At 26.1% G+C, this 18808-nt stretch carries 13 protein-coding genes and 3 CRISPR repeat arrays; of the genes, 12 read left to right on the top strand and 1 reads right to left on the bottom strand.

All coding sequences use genetic code 11. The features are described 5' to 3' along the window. Nucleotides 1-2: 2 nt before the first annotated feature. From cmr3 to AZI32_RS09940, 11 genes are all read left to right on the top strand, one after another. On the top strand, nucleotides 3-1136 hold the full coding sequence (cmr3, locus tag AZI32_RS09890; RefSeq protein WP_061995679.1) for a type III-B CRISPR module-associated protein Cmr3: 1134 nt from the start codon (nucleotides 3-5) through the stop codon (nucleotides 1134-1136). Then, nucleotides 1129-2577, top strand: a complete 1449-nt coding sequence (locus AZI32_RS09895) for a hypothetical protein (RefSeq protein WP_061995680.1) — start codon at nucleotides 1129-1131, stop codon at nucleotides 2575-2577. The genes cmr3 and AZI32_RS09895 overlap by 8 nt, the downstream gene beginning before the upstream one ends. A gap of 16 nt (nucleotides 2578-2593) precedes the next feature. Then, nucleotides 2594-3490: a type III-B CRISPR module RAMP protein Cmr4 gene (gene cmr4 / locus AZI32_RS09900; RefSeq protein WP_061995681.1), complete on the top strand. Its 897-nt coding sequence runs from the start codon at nucleotides 2594-2596 to the stop codon at nucleotides 3488-3490. Next, nucleotides 3474-3935: a type III-B CRISPR module-associated protein Cmr5 gene (cmr5, locus tag AZI32_RS09905; protein ID WP_061995682.1), complete on the top strand. Its 462-nt coding sequence runs from the start codon at nucleotides 3474-3476 to the stop codon at nucleotides 3933-3935. Before cmr4 ends, cmr5 begins: the two co-directional genes overlap by 17 nt. After that, nucleotides 3922-5103 carry a type III-B CRISPR module RAMP protein Cmr6 gene (gene cmr6 / locus AZI32_RS09910; RefSeq protein WP_082761210.1) on the top strand — a complete coding sequence of 394 codons (1182 nt, stop codon included), beginning with the start codon at nucleotides 3922-3924 and terminating at the stop codon, nucleotides 5101-5103. The genes cmr5 and cmr6 overlap by 14 nt, the downstream gene beginning before the upstream one ends. 146 nt (nucleotides 5104-5249) lie before the next feature. Next, nucleotides 5250-5549, top strand: coding sequence for a hypothetical protein (locus tag AZI32_RS09915; protein ID WP_242865293.1), 300 nt, complete (start codon nucleotides 5250-5252; stop codon nucleotides 5547-5549). A 767-nt stretch (nucleotides 5550-6316) separates the two neighbouring features. Further along, nucleotides 6317-7202: a CRISPR direct-repeat array (repeat unit 30 nt; unit sequence GTTGAACCTTAACATAAGATGTATTTAAAT). A 210-nt stretch (nucleotides 7203-7412) separates the two neighbouring features. Further along, nucleotides 7413-8996, top strand: coding sequence for an AAA family ATPase (locus AZI32_RS09920; protein ID WP_061995684.1), 1584 nt, complete (start codon nucleotides 7413-7415; stop codon nucleotides 8994-8996). Nucleotides 8997-9326: 330 nt separating this feature from the next. Then, a CRISPR array of direct repeats spans nucleotides 9327-10209; the repeat unit is 30 nt; unit sequence GTTGAACCTTAACATAAGATGTATTTAAAT. A gap of 214 nt (nucleotides 10210-10423) precedes the next feature. After that, nucleotides 10424-11221, top strand: a complete 798-nt coding sequence (locus AZI32_RS09925; RefSeq protein ID WP_061995685.1) for a MerR family transcriptional regulator — start codon at nucleotides 10424-10426, stop codon at nucleotides 11219-11221. Nucleotides 11222-11318: 97 nt separating this feature from the next. Next, entirely contained in the window at nucleotides 11319-13316 is a 1998-nt protein-coding gene (locus tag AZI32_RS09930) for an FAD-dependent oxidoreductase (protein ID WP_061995686.1), read from the top strand. Nucleotides 13317-13705: 389 nt separating this feature from the next. Beyond that, a CRISPR array of direct repeats spans nucleotides 13706-14248; the repeat unit is 30 nt; unit sequence GTTGAACCTTAACATAGGATGTATTTAAAT. A 111-nt stretch (nucleotides 14249-14359) separates the two neighbouring features. Next, on the top strand, nucleotides 14360-15025 hold the full coding sequence (locus AZI32_RS09935) for an HD domain-containing protein (protein ID WP_010297494.1): 666 nt from the start codon (nucleotides 14360-14362) through the stop codon (nucleotides 15023-15025). A gap of 647 nt (nucleotides 15026-15672) precedes the next feature. Beyond that, on the top strand, nucleotides 15673-17142 hold the full coding sequence (locus AZI32_RS09940; RefSeq protein ID WP_061995687.1) for a methyl-accepting chemotaxis protein: 1470 nt from the start codon (nucleotides 15673-15675) through the stop codon (nucleotides 17140-17142). A 156-nt stretch (nucleotides 17143-17298) separates the two neighbouring features. Here the strand turns inward: AZI32_RS09940 and AZI32_RS09945 are convergent, their stop codons facing one another. Beyond that, nucleotides 17299-17790: a cupin domain-containing protein gene (locus AZI32_RS09945; protein ID WP_010297487.1), complete on the bottom strand. Its 492-nt coding sequence runs from the start codon at nucleotides 17788-17790 to the stop codon at nucleotides 17299-17301. Between the two features lie 186 nt (nucleotides 17791-17976). On the opposite strand from AZI32_RS09945, the gene AZI32_RS09950 reads away from it, so the two are divergent. Further along, a complete protein-coding gene (locus tag AZI32_RS09950) occupies nucleotides 17977-18708 on the top strand; it encodes a hypothetical protein (RefSeq protein ID WP_010297484.1) in 732 nt (243 codons plus the stop codon). Nucleotides 18709-18808 lie beyond the last annotated feature (100 nt).

The following is an 18808-nucleotide window of genomic DNA, read 5'->3' on the forward strand; positions in this document are numbered from 1 at the left end:
ATATGAATTTTGATAATATTATGCAAATAAAGCCTAATGATAATTTGTTTTTAGGAAGTGGGAAAAACTTTTCTAAAGGAGAAAATACTTGGTTAGGTACAAGAATGATACCATATCCTTCTGTTTTTTATGGGGCAATATGTTCTACTATGCTAGTTCAAGATGAAGAAAGAAGAAAGAAGTATATAGATAATAAGGATTTAGATTCAGATCCGAGAAAATATCTAAGTTTAGGAAATGTGTATTTGTATAATGAAGAAGATGATGAAGTTTATATGAATGCACCTTTAGATTTATATTTAGATGAATATAAAGAGTGTCATTACGCAATCATAAAAAAGATAAAAAATAATATTAATTGTTCAGAAGAAAGAATGTCACATTTATTTTTTTATGATATAGAAGGAAAAAGTCAAAGAGCAGATAAGAGGTTTATAGAACTTGATATTTTTTATGATTCTTACTATGAATTTGATGGAAGTATTGAATTAAGAGAATATTCTGATATCGTAGCTAATTCTTATAAAGTTGGAATTGAAAGAGATAAAAACTACATAGCTAGAGAAAAACATCTATATAGGATAGATTTAACTGAATTCAAAAAAGAAAAGTGGAGCTACTTAGTTGAATATAATATAAAAGATTCTTGGTGGAATGGAGAAGCTAAAAATATTAAAGATGGATATTTAAAACTTGGGGGAGAAAATAAAGTTTGTAGATTTTATACCTATGAGAAAAATAAAAAATTGATGGTATATAATAATCTTTATAATCAAATAAATGATACGGAATATGTCAAAATGATAATCACATCTCCATGCATATTTGAAGGAAATGATTATATTCCAAAATTTAAAAATACAGAAGTGATAGCAGCATCCACTGGAAAGCCTTATGATATTGGGGGATTTGATATGGCATTTAATATTCCAAAACCTATGAGCAAAGCAGTACCTGAAGGTTCAGTATATATTTTGAAAAATAAGGATTTTAATAACACATCACTAAAAGAAATAAGAAAAATTATTGATGATGAGGTTTTAATAGATAAAACATATAAAAAACAAGGTTTTGGCATGTTTGAATTAGTTCCATTAGATAAATCACAATTTGAGGGAGAGGAAATGCATGGATAAAAAAATAAAATTTGATTCAATGGTTATTTGTTCTACTTTAAATCAAATGGTAAATTATATTGTTATAAAAGAGCATAACATAAATATTAATGATATCTATAATATAAGATTAAAAAATGGAAGTGAAAAGTTTAATTATGATAAGTGGGATGAAAATCTAACAAGTTCTTTAAGTGGAAAATTTGATAAGGATAGAATAATTGAATATAGTGAAAAACAGATCTCAAATCATAAAAACATTGTTAAAAAACTAATAAAAAAGTTTGGAAGTGCTAGTTCTGAATTTGGAAGCTATCCATTAAAAGAAGAAAAAATATTGTGGAATATAACAGGTGGACAAAGACACTTTGTTATGGCTATAACTGAATATGTATATAATCATAGACCAGAAGATGTAATAGTGTATTTTGAAGGTGATAAAGAAAAAATGTACTATTTTGCTAAAAATAAAAATATTCAACAGGAAGATATACTAGGATATAATATGACTATTCCAATAGCATTAAGACTTATGGGATTTGAGGTTTCACAAAGGGAGGTTAATAAAGTTTCTGAGTATTATAATTTTCTAATATCAAATAATGCAAATGAGTTTCGAGAAAAGTGTATATTACAGGATAGAAGGAAAATTAACGATAAGAAACCAGAAGACTTTTACGAACAACTAGAGTCGGAGCTTAAATGGTATAAAAAGTTTTATGATATATATTGCAATAGTGAAATATTAAGAAAGATTCTTATAAATTCAAATAGATTTAAAACAGATAGTACAAATGAAAAAACTAAGTTTGACATGATAACAGAAGATATTGAAGCATATATAAAGGAAATTGATAATGAAATAAAATCAAAAAATGATACTAATGTTAATATTAATGATATTTTTGATGAAAAAGGTTTTGATATATTAAAGAAAAGTATAGAGAATCACTTAAATGGAAAGGTATTTGGTTACATATTAGAGCATATGACACTTTATAAAGTATTAGACGTAATAAAAAGTAATAAGAGATTGTTAGAAAATATAGCAGATATAGACACAAGCGTAAAAATAAAATATGGAACTGATAAAAGTAAAGACAAGCTTGGATTGATTGATGAATTTGATATTTTAATTGTAACTAAAAAAGGTAAGGTTATTATGCTTGAATGTAAATCTGGAGGAATGTCAAGTGATAATGCTAAAAGCCATAATTATTCTATTTATGCGGTAGCAGGAGTTTATGGTGCGCCTATATTAGTGTGCCCCATAAAGGATGGTGACGTTGGTAAAAAAGAAACATTTGATACAAAAGCGATTGTATCAGGTAAAAAAGCATGTGAAGAAAATACTGATGTTTATGAACATGTTAGAAGTGCTAAATATGCTGCAGATAAAGCAAAATTAAGTATCTTTTATATAGATAAGATAGCAGAGGATATAAAAATAATAAAAAGATAGAAGGAGGAAGATTTAAGTGTTTAAAGGAGTAAATAAAATATTAATAAAGGCAATAACACCTATACATGCAGGAGTAGGTAGAGCTTTAGGACTTATAGATATGCCTATTCAAAAAGAAAAGCATACAGGAATACCTAAGATAGAAGGTTCAACAATGAAAGGATCTATGAGAGAAAGCTATAGGTTAAAAAAGTATAAAGAAAAAAATAATGAAGATATAGTAAGAAAAGAAGTAGATAAACTTTTTGGACCAGAAGATGGACATGAGAGTGCTGGAATAATAGGATTTACTGATGCTAAACTAATATTTTATCCAGTAATAACACTAGATGGGATATTTGCTTATGTTACCTGTTCTTATTTATTAAATAGATATTTTGAAGATAAAGCCCTGATAAATAATACAGAGTTTAATAATAAATTTAAAGATTTATTAGAAGGAGAATGCAAAATATTAAATAATAAATGTGAGAATGTAAAAGATGAAATAATACTTGATGAATATTGCTTTCAAGAAACTGATAAATCAAATAAAGTATATGAGGACTTAGACTTAAGAGAATTTAATTTAGATTCCCAAAAACATGTTGTTGTTATATCAGATAATGATTTTATAGAAATTATTAGCTTATGTAAGGAAATAGTTACAAGAAATAAAATAAATCCAGAAACAGGAGTAGTCGATAAAGACGCAGGATCATTATTTACAGAAGAGTATTTACCAGCAGAATCTATTTTATATGCTTTAGTATTGCAAAATGGTATAGAAGATAATGAAAATTTATATGATACATATATAGAAAATGACCTACCTAAATATGCTCAAATAGGTGGAAATGCTACAATAGGAAAAGGAATAGTAAAAATAACTAACAATTCACAAGGTGGTGAAAGCAATGTGTCAAACAATTAATATTAAAGATTTAAAAAGAAAAAAAGCAAGTTTTGCATTTAATTCAATAGAACATATACAGTCGATAGGAGATAAGGAGTTTAAACGTCAATTTAAAAGTCATTTAGGAAATATACCTATGTATATATATACTAATGGACTTATAGCCACCATAGCTTTTATTCTTAAAAAAATGGGGACTGAGTGTGAAAGAGAAAAAGGAAAAGATAAACAAAGCTATTATGAAATAGGTAAAATATTAAGAGATTATTTTAATAAGGATTTTATAGAATATGGTGATAGATTCAAGGAGAAATTATTAGAGGATATAATGAAAGAACTTATAAAATGCGATTCTAAATCATATAGGAGAATTACATTAGATATTTTATCAATTTTAGAATGGCTAGTTAGATTTTCAGATGCTATGCTTGAAGGTGAAGGTGACAGTAATGAGCCAAAATAAATTAAATAGAAGTTGTATTAAGCATAATGAAAATATTAATATAGAAGACAAGTATCCGATTGAAGTTAGCAAAAATGTATATAGAAAAGGTACGGAGAAGTTTATTTTTTATAGAAATCTGGATATAAGTAACTTCAAGAGATCAAAAGAAGATGAATGTAATTTAAGATATTCTTTACAAAAAAATGTTGTAAGAGAAAGTGGTAAAAAAGAAAGAAGATATTTAGGAAAAATAAAAACTAATAATGAAAAAATAAAATGTATTGGAGAATTAGAAAGATTAAAGCCTAACTATCACCAATCAATAGTTAAGGAATATATAGAATCAATTAAAAAATATTGTAGTGAATTAAATTTTTCAGTGAATAAAATAGAAGGTATTACTTCATATAGGCTTGTGGTAGGACTAGGAAACCCAAGTGTTACAGAAACGTCAATGACTCTTCATAATATATATGGAATACCTTATATTCCTGGACAAGCATTAAAAGGTATAATAAGAAGTTATTTTTTACAAAAATATTTTGATATAGAAAAAAAGGAATTTGGTATAATTAAAATTAATGCTGCTGAATTTAAAGCGAAAGAATTATATAAAATTATTTTTGGTGATGACTATTATGGAGAAGCCAACGAAAAAGGAAGTATAATCTTTTTTGATGCATTTCCAGTCAGTAATGAAATAATAATAGAAAAAGATGTAATGACTCCACATTATAGTAATTATTATGGGAAGGGATGGAACCCTACAGATGAATTTAGTACTAATCCAATACCATTTTACACAGTAAAAAATACTAAATTTAATTTTATATTTGCATTGAGTAGGCAAAAAATTAATGTAAGTGAAGATAAACTTATTTATGCTCAAGATTTAAAGGAGTTTATTTCAAAATTAATGAAAGAAGCTCTTCAAGAACATGGAGTAGGATCAAAAACTTCTGTAGGATATGGATACTTTAATGATGTTAAAGCGATTGAGGATAAAAAAAGTAAAAAAGAATCTTTCCCAAATGATATTCAAATTGAACTTGATCAAATAAATAAAATTTTAGATAAAAACAAGAAACATGAGACTATCATGAATTTTTATGGTAATAATGATGTAAGCAAACTAGGAAAAGAACAAAAAAGGCAATTAGCTAAATACATGAAAGAATGTTTATAGAACCTGCATTAGGAAAATAAAAATGATGTAAACATTAATTAAATATTTATTAGAGTTAATATAAGATATAGCAGACTTGAATTTATTAGTTATTAGGGGGAATTATTATAGATATAAATAGTATAAAAAGTTCATTATTTATTGGAATGAAAATTCAAAGACCAAAGAAAGAAACAGAAATAATAAAAATTATAGATGATGGATTTTATTATAAAATCGGAGAAAAAAACAAAAAGAAAGTTACTTACGATGAAATAGAAGAAGCTATTAAAGAGATAAGTGAAAAAGGAATAATAACTAGACAATGGTATAAAGACAAATTCCCCAAAACATCTAAAAATAATCCATGCAATTTTACTACTATTGGTGGAATATTAGTTAAAGTTGAATTAGCTGAATATACAGTGGGAAAATATTTATATAAAAAGAATAAAAGTAATAATTAATATGTAGACTGTACTAAAAATACGGTTATGGAAACTTTATTAAAATATCAAAGAGAGAAATTCCTTCAAAATATGAGACAAGCTTTTGTTTATGAAGTGAAATGAAGCTATAGATAAACAAGTTGGCATTTAAATTTATTCAATGACTTTAAAATACTTTTATATGAAATAGATTATTGAATTTTAAGTGTTTTCAAGCATGCCTCACTATTTTGGATATACAAATTTGGAATAAGTAAATTTAACAGTGAATTTAAAGTTTCATATATATTTCCAAGTACTACTAAGTTATAATATCTCCATAAGTGATATAGCCCAAGGATTAAAAATAGGAAAAGTAACAAAAATAAATTAATTGTAAATGTATTAAATTTTATTTGAAGGATGATTACAAGTAACGTAATGATATTTCAACAATAAAGTTAAACTTATACTATTAATGAACTAATTTATAAATAAAGTGAATTAAAAATTCCAACCTATTCTAACTGATGAAATAAAAGACTTAGAGTAGGTTTTTATTGTGAATGAAATATATTTTACTTATAAAAGAATAGTGGTTTTGAATTGAAAAAGTATAAAAAATAATGAATTTTACCAGCAAAATATTCATTAAAAACTTGTAATGCGTTGAAGATACTAAGTTTAAAAGGTATTTTATTTATTAAGCTTAAAAAATAAAAATCACTGGTAAAAAAACAATAAAACCTAGCAAAATCAATGGTTTAGATGTATAATAAGAAATAAAGAATGGCTATTTTTCAATGGTTGAACCTTAACATAAGATGTATTTAAATTTAACCATATTTGCTCCAACCGGAAAAGGTATTAATGTTGAACCTTAACATAAGATGTATTTAAATGACTATACATTAGGAGTTGAAACTGGTAGCTCTAAGTTGAACCTTAACATAAGATGTATTTAAATCCAGTAGATACATCTTCAATTATTGTACTACGTGTAGTTGAACCTTAACATAAGATGTATTTAAATTCTATAGAATGATAAAAAAGCCTTACTGGTTGATTAGGTTGAACCTTAACATAAGATGTATTTAAATTCATTACAAGGCATAATTTTAAAGGTCACAAACAAAGTTGAACCTTAACATAAGATGTATTTAAATTATGATATTGCTTTAACACCATCATAATTATTTCTGTTGAACCTTAACATAAGATGTATTTAAATTCGAATATAGCTGAATAATTTCCATCTGATAATGTTGTTGAACCTTAACATAAGATGTATTTAAATTAAGTTATTTGCATGTATTTCTCATCTATATATTTTGTTGAACCTTAACATAAGATGTATTTAAATAAGAATATTCCAGCAAGTGTTATACCTTGAATTAAAGTTGAACCTTAACATAAGATGTATTTAAATTCAAATTCATACATATAACTAAAATCTGGAGGTTCGTTGAACCTTAACATAAGATGTATTTAAATTTAATCTCTTTGAGTTTTTGATTCTTAAATAAAACTGTTGAACCTTAACATAAGATGTATTTAAATAGGTTTAAAGGTTCGGAATATGTTGACAGTATTGAAGTTAAACCTTAACATAAGATGTATTTAAATCAAACCACAACTTTATCACAATCTTTACACATTTTAGTTGAACCTTAACATAACTTAAATACATAAACTAATCAAGCAAATTGATAATTTATGTATTTAATTTATTTTAAAAAGGACTCTTATTTTTTAGGATAAGGGTTTTTATTTTAACATTAATTTAAATTTGAGCTTGTTTCCCTATATATATCAAAGATACGTTAAAAGTAACTTAATTTTTTATATGTTTAAATATATTATTCTATGATAATGTAATAGAATAAGGAGCGTGAAAGTTATATGAAAAAGAGATTTAATGTAACTGGAACCTGTATACCAGAGAGACATTATATGGTTGATATATCTAAAAAATTAGATAGTATATTAAGTTTAATAGATAATCAAGAATATTTTATTATAAATAGACCAAGACAATACGGTAAAACTACTACTTTATATTTATTAAATAGATATTTAAAAACATCTATCGAGTATATTCCTATAAAAATAAGCTTTGAAGGAATTGGAGATTTGATCTTTGAAGATAAAAAAATATTTTCAAAAGAATTTTTACAGATAATATCTGATGCACTTTTTATGAATAATCTAAAATTATCTAAATATTTAGAGGAGCAAAAGAAAGATGTAGAGAGCTTTATTGATTTATCAAGAGCCATAACTAAGTTTATTATAAAAGCTAATAAAAAAGTGGTATTAATGATAGATGAAGTTGATAAGAGTAGCAATAATCAATTATTTTTAAGCTTTTTAGGAATGTTGAGAAATAAATATTTATTAAGAAATGAGGGCGAAGATTACACCTTTTATAGTGTGATTTTAGCAGGAGTACATGATGTTAAGACTTTAAAATTGAAGATTAGATCAAATGAAGAACATAAATATAATAGTCATTGGAACATAGCTTCGGATTTTGATGTAGATATGAGTTTCTCTATAAGTGAAATAAAAACTATGTTGAATGATTATGTAGAAAATAAAAAGGTAGCTTTAGACAAAGATTATTTTGCAGAAAAGATTTATTTTTATACCTCAGGTTATCCTTTTTTAGTAAGTAAACTTTGCAAAATTATAGATGAAAAAGTGATGGATATAAATAAATTAGAGTGGAAAAAAGAATATTTAGAAAGTGCTATAAAGGAACTTTTAAAAGATAGCAATACTAATTTTGATAGTTTAATTAAAAATATAGAAAATAATCAAGGATTATCTCAATTAGTAGATAATCTTTTAATAAAGGCAATAAAAATAAATTTTAACATTCATAATCCAGATATAAATTTAGGATGTCTATATGGAATATTTAAAGAGGATAAAGGAAACTTAAAAATAAATAACAGAATATATGAGCAACTTATATATGATTATAGAATATCAAAAATTCAAACATCTTCTAATTTTTATAATTATAATAATAAAGAAGCCTTTATAGACACCAATGGAGATTTAAATATAGAAAAAATTTTATTAAAGTTTCAAGAATTTATGCAGCATGAATATTCCCAAAAAAGAAAAGGTTTTTTAGAAGAAGATGGTAGATTGGTATTTTTAGCATTTTTAAGTCCAATTATAAATGGTAGCGGATTTGCATTTAAAAAGGTAAAGGGTGGAGAAGAGAAAAGATTTGATATAGTAATAGCATATAATAAAAAAATGTATATTTTAGAACTTAAAATATGGAGAGGTGAAGAATATCATAAAAAGGGGTTAATACAGTTAGCAGAATATTTAGAGCAATATAAACTGGATAAAGGATACCTTTTAATATTTGATTTAAGAAAATCTGCAAATTCAATAAAAGAATTAGAAGAAGATTATATAGATATAAAAAGTAATAGTAAAAAAATAATACAGGTTTATTGTTAAAAAGTATAAAACCATTAAAATTTATTTCCAATATAAAAAAAACTATTCTAACTGATGAAATAAAAGGCTTAGAGTGGGTTTTTATTGTGAATGAAATATATTTTTATTTTAAAAGGATAGTGGTTTTGAATTAAAAAGGTATAAAAAATAATGAATTTTACCAATGAAATATTCATTAAAAACTTGTAATGCTTTGAAATTACTGAGTTTAAAAGGTGTTTTGCTGGTTTTCTTTAAAAAATAAAAATCACTGGTAAAAAAACAATAAAACCTAGCAAAATCAATGGTTAAGGTGTATAATGGAAAATGAAGAATGGCTATTTTTCAATGGTTGAACCTTAACATAAGATGTATTTAAATTTAAAAAAAATATTATCTATTTCTTCTGGATTTAAGTTGAACCTTAACATAAGATGTATTTAAATTTGTAAGTCTTCTTATAATATTCTAATTTGTTATCAAGTTGAACCTTAACATAAGATGTATTTAAATTCAAAAGTTAATTTTTCAACTACATCTTTAGATACTCGTTGAACCTTAACATAAGATGTATTTAAATGACTACCAATCCTAACAAAATCCGTATAGTGCCAAGTTGAACCTTAACATAAGATGTATTTAAATTTATATTTATTTTATACTTATTCAAGACTTTCATAAGTTGAACCTTAACATAAGATGTATTTAAATCTTCTACTTTTAAACCAAGCTCAACGCATTTTTTTGTTGAACCTTAACATAAGATGTATTTAAATAGACTGTGCTTTGCCTATTTCTAAACTCTATAGCCGTTGAACCTTAACATAAGATGTATTTAAATGAGAATTCTTTGAACACCCAACAATCTTTCATCGTACGTTGAACCTTAACATAAGATGTATTTAAATGATAAATCATGTCTTCGCAGTTCGAGTTGATTTTGGTTGAACCTTAACATAAGATGTATTTAAATAAAGGAACAGGAGCAATAAAGAGTGTTAAAGGTAAAGTTGAACCTTAACATAAGATGTATTTAAATTATATATTCTCTATTAAAGGTAATATATAAGCTTCAGTTGAACCTTAACATAAGATGTATTTAAATGAAAGAATATGCTATAAATGCAGCACAAGGTATGCAGTTGAACCTTAACATAAGATGTATTTAAATATTATGTATTTACATTTCCATAATTTTCATGTATGTTAACCTTAACATAAGATGTATTTTAAATTACATTAATTTTATGAAGTAATTATAGATTTAAATTTTATTAACTAATAGAATATGCCTATCCTAAAGTGTTATATTTAATACTTAGGATAGGTTTTTATTTTAAAAAGATTTTAATATATGATGGATATTAAATGTATAATTAAAGTAGTAAAAAATATAAAAATTTTACCGATAAATACCTAAAGTTGCTTTATGCAGAAAGGGGTAAATTATGAAATATAGTATTACAGATTTAGCAGAAATTCTTGGATGTACTACAAGTGCTATTCACTATTTTGAGAAAGAGCATTTAATTGAAGTGGAAAAAGGAAAAAACGGTCATCGTTATTATAATGTTGTAGATGTATTTCGATTGCTTTCCTATACAAAGTATCGTTCAATGGAAATGCCTATGAAAACCATCATTACACAATTTGGTGGGAAGGAAAATAATTATAAGTTGATAGAAGAAAGAGAGACAATGTATCAATTAGAAGCTTTAAAAAAGGCTGAATATTATATGAATTTAGCAGATGCTATTGGAGAACATCTTATTAGTATAAGAAGAATTAAAGAACTATTAAATAAATATGAGTTTGCAAAATCACCTGAAATAACAATTATATGTGATGATGAATGTGGATGGCTTTCAAAAAAACGTAACTCCCAAAAGATAATTCATCAATGGGTAAAAGCAATGCCTACAGTTCAATTAGGGGTATTTGATTCAAGAATGGGAATGAGCAGTTTTGGATATTTAGTGAAGACAGAAAAGAGGAAGGAACTGAACTTACCATTAGGATTACATACCAAGGAATTGAAAAGTACATCTTGTATACATACAATTGTAATGGCAGATGAGGATTTTACACAATATCCTCAAAAAGTATTTAAAGAAGCCTCTGAATTTATAATGAAAAAGGGGTTGGAATTAGGTGAAATAGCCTGGGGGAAGATATTATTAGTTGAGGTTGAGAAAGGCTCAAAGTTACATCCTTATATAGAATTATGGATTTCGATAAAAATATAACAATATCCTCTTGAAAGTAAAGTTCCTTTATGCTCTATACTGAAATTAACAGGAAAACATTAAAAATATAAATGTGAATTCAGAAAGGAGAAAGAAAATGAAAGATAAATATAAGGTGCTTTATGACCCAATTAAAATTGGAAAATTGGAGATTAAAAATAGATATGTTTTAGCTCCAATGGGACCAGGTGGAATGTGTAACGCTGATGGTAGTTTTAATAAAAGAGGAATTGAGTTTTATGTAGAACGTGCAAAAGGTGGAACTGGATTAATTATGACAGGTGTAACTATGGTGGAGAATGCCATTGAAAAATGCGCATTACCATCTATGCCATGCCCAACAATTAACCCTTTAAATTTTATTACAACAGGTAATGAGATGACAGAAAGAGTTCATTCATATGGAGCTAAAATCTTTTTACAATTATCAGCAGGCTTTGGTAGAGTCAGTATACCATCTATTGTAGGAAAGGTAGCTGTAGCACCTTCTAAAATTCCACATAGATTTTTACCAGGAGTGACATGTCGTGAATTAACTACAGAAGAAGTAAAAGAATATGTAAAAGCTTTTGGAGATTCAGCAGAAATTGCAAAAAAAGCTGGATTTGATGGAGTTGAAATTCATGCAGTACATGAAGGGTATTTATTAGATCAATTTGCAATTTCTTTCTTTAATCATCGTACTGATGAATATGGTGGGTCACTTGAAAATCGTTTAAGATTTGCATGTGAAATTGTGGAAGAGATTAAGCAAAGATGTGGACAAGACTTCCCAGTATCTCTTAGATACAGTATAAAAAGTTTCATTAAAGATTGGTGTAAAGGTGGATTACCAGGGGAAGAGTTTGAAGAAAAAGGAAGAGATATTCCAGAAGGAATTGAAGCTGCAAAGATACTTGTTGCAGCAGGATATGATGCCTTAAACGGAGATGTTGGATCTTACGATTCTTGGTATTGGAGTCATCCACCAATGTATCAAGAGAAAGGGCTATACCTTCCATATAATGAAATACTTAAAAAAGCAGTAGATGTACCTATTATTACAGCAGGAAGAATGGAAGATCCAGAATTATCAAGTGATGCTATATTATCAGGAAAAACAGATATGATAGCTTTAGGAAGACCACTTCTTGCAGATGCAGAAATTCCAAATAAGATTTTTGAAGGTAAATATGATAAAGTTAGACCATGTTTATCTTGTCAAGAAGGATGTATGGGAAGATTACAAAACTTTGCAACGGTATCTTGTGCTGTAAATCCTGCCTGTGGACGTGAAAAAGAATATGGATTAGAAAAAGCTGAATGTATTAAAAAGGTACTTGTTGTAGGTGGCGGTGTTGCAGGAATGGAAGCAGCAAGAGTTGCAGCTATTCGTGGACATAAAGTTACATTACTTGAGAAAAATGGTTACCTTGGAGGCAACATTGTACCAGGAGGAGTTCCAGATTTTAAAGATGATGATCGTGCACTTGTTAAGTGGTATGAAGGTACACTTAAAGAGTTAGGTGTTGAAATAAAATTAAACGTGAATGTATCAAAAGACAGTATTAGAGAGTTTGAAGGTTATGAGATACTTTTAGCAACAGGTTCTACTCCAAGAACACTTTCTATTGAAGGTGCTGATAATGTTTATTCAGCAGAAGATGTTTTAATGGAAAGAAAGAATGTTGGAAAAAAGGTTGTTGTAATTGGTGGAGGTCTTGTTGGATGTGAAACAGCTCTTTGGTTAAAACAACATGGAAAAGATGTTACAATTGTAGAAATGCAAAAGGATGTTCTACAAGTAGGTGGCCCTTTATGTCATGCAAATCACGATATGCTTAATGATTTAATTAAATTTAATAATATTAATGTTAAGACAAATTCTTATATAAGCAAGAAAACAGATAAAGGTTTTGTGTTAAATACAAATGGAGAAGAATCAATTATTAAGGCTGATAGTGCTGTTGTAGCTATTGGATATTTATCTGAAAAAGATTTATATAATGAAGTTAGATTTGATATTCCTAATGCAAGGCTAATTGGAGATGCTAATAAGGTTCAAAATATTATGTATGCTATTTGGAGTGCATATGAAGTAGCTAAAAATATTTAAGATGTCTTTATGAAAACTAGATATGGATATATGTCCATATCTAGTTTTCATTTTTAAGGATTATTATTATAACTTTTGTTTTTTTATATTTATTATTTAAATAAAATTCTTGTTTGAATAATTTTTAGTATATTAGATATAGCATATGAATTTTTACACATGTTCTAACTATTGAAATAAAAATTCAAAGTAGGTTTTTATTGTGAATGAAATATATTTTACTTATAAAAGAATAGTGGTTTTGAATTGAAAAAGTATAAAAAATAATGAATTTTACCAATAAAATATTCATTAAAAACTTGTAATGCCTTGAAAATACTAAGTTTGAAAGGTATTTTGTTTATTAATTTTAAAAAATAGAAATCACTGGTAAAAAACAATAAAACCTAGTAAAATCAATAGTTTGGATGTATAATAGAAAATAAAGAATGGCTATTTTTCAATGGTTGAACCTTAACATAGGATGTATTTAAATTATCATCTTCGGTTAATCTATTTCGAGGCATTATTAAGTTGAACCTTAACATAGGATGTATTTAAATTACACACTCAGGAATAGTTGTTTCTATATGTAAAACGTTGAACCTTAACATAGGATGTATTTAAATTCTTCAATGTAAGAGCCAAGCTCTGCATTTTTTTTGGTTGAACCTTAACATAGGATGTATTTAAATTTTATTAATTGTAGGGGAAAGTGGGTCAGGTAAGGTTGAACCTTAACATAAGATGTATTTAAATAATTTAAGGTTATTGTATTTAAAAAACATATTAATGTTGAACCTTAACATAAGATGTATTTAAATTCTTTATTGTAAAGCATACATTTAGTATCTTTATGTTGAACCTTAACATAGGATGTATTTAAATATTTTTGAGTTAGGAGGGGTAAAAAATGTTTAGTAGTTGAACCTTAACATAAGATGTATCATGAAATATATTGAATTTTATTTACTTAGAAATTCTTTTTTATAAAAACTAATATTTTAGGTAAGAATAAACTCAGGATTATGGAATAGTGGATAGTTATAATAAGGAGTGAGTTTATGCCATTAATAACATTTGAAGATATAAAAAATAATAAAGAATTTAAAACTTACATAGAAATAGGTGATAGACACTTAGGTGTAAAAGGATATACAAAACACGATTTTGGGCATGTAATAAAAGTTGCAGAAACTGCAGGTAATATATTAGAGCATTTAGGATTTAGTAAGAGAGAAGTCGAACTTGCAAAGATTGCAGGATATATACATGATATTGGAAATATGGTAAATAGACAAGAGCATGCTCAAACAGGAGCATGTATTTGTTTTAATATTTTAACTAGATTAGGTATGAGTCCAGAAGAAATAGGTATTATAGTATCTTCAGTTGGAAATCATGATGAAGAAGTCGGAATTCCTATAAATCCAGTAGCTGCAGCATTAATATTAGCTGATAAAGTTGATGTAAGACGATCAAGGGTAAGAAATACTGATTTTGCCACATTTGATATACATGATAGAGTAAATTATGCTGTAGAAAAAGCAGATGTAAAAGTTCATAAAATAAGCAGAAAAATAGAGTTAGCATTAACAATAGATACTACTATATGTCCGCTGATAGAATATTTTGAAATATTTCTTACTCGTATGTTACTTTGTAAAAAGGCAGCAGACTTTTTAAAGGCTGAATTTAACTTAATAATCAATGAAACTAAAATGTTATAGGGTTCCAAGTTGACTTTTAAAATTATTCATTCCAAAACTTGGATACCTAAAATAGTGAGACATGCTCCAAATCATTTAGAATTCAATGCTGAATCTTGCACGAAAATATTTTAAAGTTATTGAATAAATTTAAATTTGAGCTTGTTTCCCTATATGATTAAAAGAATTAATATTAGAGTTATATAATGATAATCTTATAAAATTACCATTATATAGCTCTTTTTTATGTAATGAAAATAAAATTTACTAAGAATAAATTTCAAAATATAAAAAAATACAAATATAGTGGTTTTGAAAGTAATGGTTCTAAGATGGGGTTTTAGGAAGTTTAAGACAAAATTGTTACATTTAATGAATAAAGTATACTATTTTGTTTAAATATGTATTAAAATACATATATAAGAATTTATATAAAACTATAAAAATAAAATAATTATAGGGTTCCAAGTTGACTTTTAAAATTATCCATTCCAAAACTTGGACACCCGAAATAGTGAGACATGCTCTGAATCGCTTAGAATTCAACACTACATTTTGTATAAAAATATTTTAAAGTTATTGAATAGATTTGAATTTGAGCTTGTTTCCCTATATATAACAATAACTAATAATTATGTTAAATTTATATTAAAAGATGGGAGAATATTATGGGAGATTTTAAAGTTAAAGAAGTAATTAATAAATGTTTTGTTTTTGGAACTTTAACATTGTCTTTTGCTAATTCTATATGGCTATATTTTATGTCTCAACATAATGCTATAAGTGAGTTTTTAGCATGGATAGCAATAGCGATAGCAGCTATCTCTACAGCTATAATGTTTTGTTTTTATATTAAAGATAAGGGGAATGAAAAGGTAAGGCAATTAGTAAGTATACCTTATGCTATAATTTATGCTATCGGCTTATTTGGAAGTAGAAGTACGTTGTCACCAATACCTATACTTTTACTAGTTGTCATTTGTATGGTTTATTTAGAAGAAAAATTTTTATTAAGGATTTTAATAGGTGCATCAATATTTAATATTATTTGGATTATATTAAATATTGGAAATGTAGCTATACAATCAAAGGTTATTTTTTTAGAAGTAATTATATTTTTATTCTTTATATTATCATATGTGGTAACAAAAATTTCTAATAAAGTTAGAAAAGCAGGATTACAGGAAAAAGAAAGGACTATTAAACTAGTAAGTGAACAAAAAGAAATAATAGAGCAAATGAAAAAGGCAACAGAGCTTTTAAATACTAATAGTAATTCTATTGAAAATACATTTAATATAATAGAAAAATCTTCTGATACTATTCAAGTTGCAATAGAGGAAATTTTAAATGGTTGTGAGGTAACAGCAGTAAGTATAGAGGATCAAAATGTTGCATCAAATAATATAAAAAATGATATTGAAAGTACAGTAAAAGAATCTATTGAAATGGGTAATCATTTTACTGAAAGTAAAAATACTTTTATAAACACTTTTAATATAGTTGAAGAGTTAGGCAATAAATCAAAAATAATAAAAAGCAAAAATGATAATGTTCACAATATATCTAAGGATTTAGTATCAAAAACCAATAAAGTTATTTCTATAATTAATATTATTGAAGATATATCAGATAAAACTAATTTATTAGCGTTAAATGCTGCTATAGAATCAGCTAGAGCAGGTGAATATGGAAAAGGTTTTTCTGTTGTTGCAGAAGAAATAAGAAAGCTTGCAGAGCAAAGTAAAGAATCTTCTCAAGAGATAAGTAACATTATAGGAAGTTTAGAAAGTGAGGTTTTAAATGTTTCTCAATCCATAACAGATGTTTCAAATATAATGGGTGAGGAAGATACTTTAGTAAAGACAACTACTGAAAATTTAGAGGCATTAAAAACAGAAATGATTACTTTGGAAGGAAAAGTTATAAAAGTTAATGGAAGAATAAATCAAATAAATGATGATAACTTAAAAATTAATGACAGAATAGAAAATATGGCATCGATTTCAGAAGAAACCTTAGCTAACTCTCAAAGCACCAAATCAGAAGTAGATATGCTTTTTGAAGAGGTGAAGAATGCTAAAAAATATTTAGAGGAATTATTAGTTTTAGCGGAACAGATGACAACTTACATTTAACATTCTAAGTTAGAATTTTAATTTATAAATTTGGCAAATTAGAAAATTGAAAACTATCCATTTCAGTAAGTGGATAGTTAAAAAGCTACTGTTAGCAATGCTTTTTAACTGTCCACTTTTACTTAAGATTATTAATTTAAAATAAAAGTTATATTATTATTCTCTTGTAAGTTTTTCTATGATATTCTCATGTTCTGGATATTTACTCATTAAATCACTTCTTGAGAAAAGTTTAAAATCATCAAAGTGGAATCCAGGAGATACCATACATCCTACTAAAGCAAATCCATCTTCATTCATGCTTGAACCAAATATGTATCCTTTAGGAACTAAAACCTGTGGTGATTCGCCTTTTTCTATATTTAAACCTAATTGTTTTGTTATTAGTTCACCGCTAGGAGAAATCATGTATATTGTTAAAGGGGAACCACTGTGGTAGTACCACATTTCATCGGATTCAAGAATATGAAAATTAGAAACTTCTCCAGTTCTTAATAAAAAATATATACTGGTCCAAAGGTGTCTAGAGTCATTAGTATGATTAACTTTTATGTTTTCATCAGATTGGAAACATTCTTTAAAATAGCCTCCTTCAGGATGAGCAATCATATCTAAAGATTTTATAAAATAGTCTGCGTTTCTTATCATTTTTGCAATCTCCTTTATCAATTAAAATATTTATAAACAATATTAATACATTTGTTATGAATTTACAAGAAAAAAATATAACTAATAAATAAAAACTTATTTCAGTAATGGTTTTGTGTAAAATAAGAACTTTATGTAATTTAAAACATATTATGTATATAGAGTATTGAAAAGGGAGTTTTGTTTATGTTAAGAGAAATTTGTATTGATAAAAGATATTTAGAAAATATATCTGGAGGAAATGACAGGTATAAATCTAATGATTATATTATTCAAAAACATAATGGTCTTGAGATTTGGAATAGTTTTTATAGGCAAACATCAGGAAATATGGTTCAAATGGATTTAGTTAAACAAGCAGTAAAGGGAACTTTTGAAAAAGCTTTTTTTGAACTTGCAAAAATTTCAGGAAGGTTAAGTAATGATGAGGTTTTAAAATTTCATGTAAACTTTTTTGAAAATATGTTTATGCAACATGCAAATAACATACCATGCTTTAAAAAAGTAAAAGAAAAATCACCGGATAAAATGGAGTTTCAAAGAATAGTAGAAACTCATGTAAATAGATTCAGAAAGACATTTCAATTTCATGTTGAAAAGTTTCAGTGTAATAAAACTATGAATCCTTCAGAAAATATGGATTTAACCAATGAACTAAATAAATGGTTTGATGATTTTAATAGTAAGCTTAATGAGTTTATGGCATTGAGTAAGGATTTAACTTTAGACCAATCTATGGAGTTACATGATACAATGGTGGAAACCATAATTAGATTACATGTTGAAAATTTAGAATGTTTTAAAAATCTTAAAACAGGTGCTGTAGATGGTATGAATTTAAAAGATATAATAACTAATCATCAAAAGAGATGTAGAAATGTATTTAATATGCATGTAAATATGTTTAATTGTGAATAATATAGGGATGCAATCTATAACTTAAATTTAAAAATACGTTGAGAATTACTAGGAACAAAGTGAGTAGAATAACCTCAACTGTTCACTATTCACTATTAAC

The organism is Clostridium sp. ATCC 25772 (assembly GCF_001573875.1).
Taxonomy (GTDB): Bacteria; Bacillota; Clostridia; order Clostridiales; family Clostridiaceae; genus Clostridium_J; species Clostridium_J senegalense.